Annotated in this window: 3 protein-coding genes and 1 pseudogene; 3 read left to right on the forward strand and 1 reads right to left on the reverse strand. The window is 62.9% G+C overall.

Annotated features, from left to right (window positions below):
- Positions 1–82 (forward strand): annotated as a pseudogene (locus M0954_RS27795) (amino acid ABC transporter ATP-binding protein); the annotation flags it as partial.
- A gap of 32 nt (positions 83–114) precedes the next feature.
- Here the strand turns inward: M0954_RS27795 and M0954_RS27800 are convergent.
- A complete protein-coding gene (locus M0954_RS27800) occupies positions 115–1050 on the reverse strand; it encodes a class II glutamine amidotransferase (RefSeq protein WP_122152523.1) in 936 nt (311 codons plus the stop codon).
- 164 nt (positions 1051–1214) lie between these two features.
- Here M0954_RS27800 and pyrC point away from each other — a divergent pair, with 164 nt between their 5' ends.
- Complete coding sequence (pyrC, locus tag M0954_RS27805; protein WP_297356708.1) at positions 1215–2285, forward strand: dihydroorotase; 1071 nt, start codon at positions 1215–1217, stop codon at positions 2283–2285.
- Between the two features lie 20 nt (positions 2286–2305).
- Positions 2306–2917: DUF3025 domain-containing protein (locus M0954_RS27810; protein ID WP_297356710.1), on the forward strand; the 612-nt coding region annotated here is incomplete at its 3' end.

Raw genomic sequence — 2917 nt, forward strand, 5'->3', positions numbered from 1 at the left:
CGAAGACGATCGCAAGGAGGACTTCTTTGCCAATCCGAAGTCGGATCGGGCGAAGGATTTTCTGGCGAAGATTCTGCACTGAGAGCGAGCGCCGGTTAAACGGCGCTGCTTGTCTCAGGACTCGAATGCAGCGGCGTCGTCCGCGGCTTCGACATCGAGCGTGACGGACTCGAGCGATGGCGTGGGATGGATGGAAGCGGTCGCCATCGCTGCCGAAGCCGACGCATCCAGGGCAGGATTGCGCAGCTTCTCGAGCACGCACGGCGGCACCGGCACATTCACGCGGCCCACGACTTCGCCGTGCTGGAACATCAGCAGATCGCCAGGCTTGAACGCGGTCCACACTTCGTTATCGGTCAGCGGCGCGGTGGCGATGACCGCAACGCGGTCTTCCGGCGTGGTGTATTTGGCGAAATCGATCGACACGTCCGCGTCGACCAGATGCGCAGTCGAGAACGGCCAGCGGCGCACGATGTAGTGCAGATTGGTCGAGCAATGCGCGAACAATGCCTGTCCGTTGGACATCAAAAAGTTAAATACTCCGAACTGTGTGATCTCGCGCGTGAGCGTGCCGAGCGCGTCAAACAGTTCATTGAGCGGGGGCTGCGTGCTCGGGAATGCCTTACGCAATCCTTGCAGCAACGCGCAGAAGGCGAGTTCGCTGTCAGTGGTGCCGACCGGCTGGTACACACCGGTCAGAAACGGGGAATGGTCCTTCAGGTCACCGTTGTGCGCGAAGATCCAGTGACGGCCCCACAGTTCGCGCATGAACGGGTGGCAGTTCTCCAGCTGGATATGGCCTTGCGTCGCTTTGCGAATATGCGCGATGGTGTTCTTCGATTTGATCGGGTAGCGCTTGACCATCTCGGCGATCGGCGAGGTGGCCGACGATTGATGGTCGATGAAGAGGCGGCAAGCCTTGTCTTCGAAGAAGGCGATACCCCAGCCGTCCGCGTGATGGTCGGTGACGCCGCCGCGCGCGGCAAAGCCGGTGAACGAGAACGTAACGTCCGTGGGCGCGGCGCAGTTCATTCCGAGGAGTTGGCACATAGTACTGAAGCGGAGCGTCTTAACGGGGTGAACCGTTACAATGGTGATTTCCAAGCATATCACCGAGCCTGGCGCGTCAAATAGCTAAATTGATCTATGTATAGGCCGTAACTTGCGGTTTGTTCACATCAACGCTGCTGCGCCGGGTCGGTCAACTTCACGCCATGACTGCCTCCTCAGCCTCTTCCGCTTCCCTCGATTCCCTGACGCTCGCCCGTCCCGACGACTGGCATCTGCACGTGCGCGACGGCGCGATGCTGGCAGCGGTCCTGCCGCACACCGCACGCCAGTTCGGCCGCGCGATCATCATGCCGAACCTGAAGCCGCCGGTCACGACCACGGCGATGGCACACGCTTATCGCGAGCGCATCGTCGCCGCGATTCCGGCCGGCGTGAAGTTCGAGCCGCTGATGACGCTGTATCTCACCGACAACACTCCGCCGGACGAGATTCGCCGCGCGCGTGAAAGTGGCTTCGTGCATGGTGTGAAGCTGTATCCGGCGGGCGCTACGACCAATTCGGATGCGGGCGTGACCGACATCATGAAGTGCGCGAAGACGCTCGAAGTCATGCAGGAAACCGGCGTGCCGCTGCTGGTGCATGGCGAAGTGACGGATTCGTCGATTGATCTGTTCGATCGGGAGAAGGTGTTTATCGACCGCGTGATGACGCCGCTGCGCCGTGCGTTTCCGGCGCTGAAGGTGGTGTTCGAGCACATCACGACGAAAGACGCGGTGGACTACATCCGCGAGGCTGGCGCGGCGCCGGGGCTGCTGGGTGCGACGATTACCGCACATCATCTGCTGTACAACCGCAACGCGATCTTCCAGGGCGGTATTCGTCCGCATTACTACTGTCTGCCGGTGCTCAAGCGCGAGACGCATCGCGTGGCGCTGGTTGAGGCGGCGACGTCGGGCAATCCGCGCTTTTTCCTCGGCACGGATAGCGCGCCGCATCCGAAGGGGCTGAAGGAACATGCGTGTGGCTGTGCTGGATGCTATACGGCGCTGCATGCGCTTGAGCTCTATACGGAAGCGTTCGATCAGGTTGGCGCGCTTGATAAGCTGGAAGGCTTTGCGAGCTTTTTTGGCGCGGACTTCTACGGTTTGCCGCGTGCCGGCGAGCAGGTCACGCTGCGCCGCGAGCAATGGACGTTGCCCGCCGAGCTGGAGGTTGGCGATACGCCGGTTGTGCCGTTGCGCGGTGGCGAGCCGATTGGTTGGCGGCTGGTTTAAGGCTGGGGTAGGGGACGGCGGTGACCGCACCCGCACCCGCGCGCTCTGGCGCCGACGCGGCTACCCAGGCGCGCAAACCGGGCTTCGCCGATATCGACTGGTCGCTGCCTTGGTTCGCCCAGTTCGCCGGGCGTGGCGTGCGCTGGCAGCAGGCGGCGTTGACGAGCTACGCCGCGCTGCTCGCGGAAATGAATGCCGACGCGCAGCAGTCCGGCCAGACCACGGGCCGCGGTCAACGGCTCGCGTTCATCGCCCAGGACGACCTACCGCCGGGCGCGGCTTATGAGGCGCATATCGCCTCGACCGGCTGCGTGCCGACGCGCCACAACCTGCACGATTTTTTCAACGCTTCGGTCTGGTTTGCGTTCCCACGGATCAAGGGGGCGCTGAACACGCGGCAGTCCACAGCGATAGATTCGCTGGGAGTCGGTCCGACGCGTGGTGGCGTGCGGGACGCGCTGACCCTGTTCGACGAGAACGCTCTGTTGTTCGCGTGCGCCGACCTGGCGCTGAGCGGCGCATTGCGCGGCTTCGACTGGGGTACGTTGCTGGTCGCAAATCGCGCAGCATGGGATACGCGTTGCGAGGTGCGCTGCTTTGGCCACGCGCTGCTGGAAAAGCTGATCTCGCCG

This window comes from Paraburkholderia sp. (assembly GCF_026225065.1).
In the GTDB taxonomy this organism is placed as follows: Bacteria; Pseudomonadota; Gammaproteobacteria; order Burkholderiales; family Burkholderiaceae; genus Paraburkholderia.

Coding starts and splice junctions, on each gene's coding strand:
- M0954_RS27800 (WP_122152523.1), bottom strand. CDS start 1,050: ATGTGCCAACTCCTCGGAATGAACTGCGCCGCGCCCACGGACGTTACG.
- pyrC (WP_297356708.1), top strand. CDS start 1,215: ATGACTGCCTCCTCAGCCTCTTCCGCTTCCCTCGATTCCCTGACGCTC.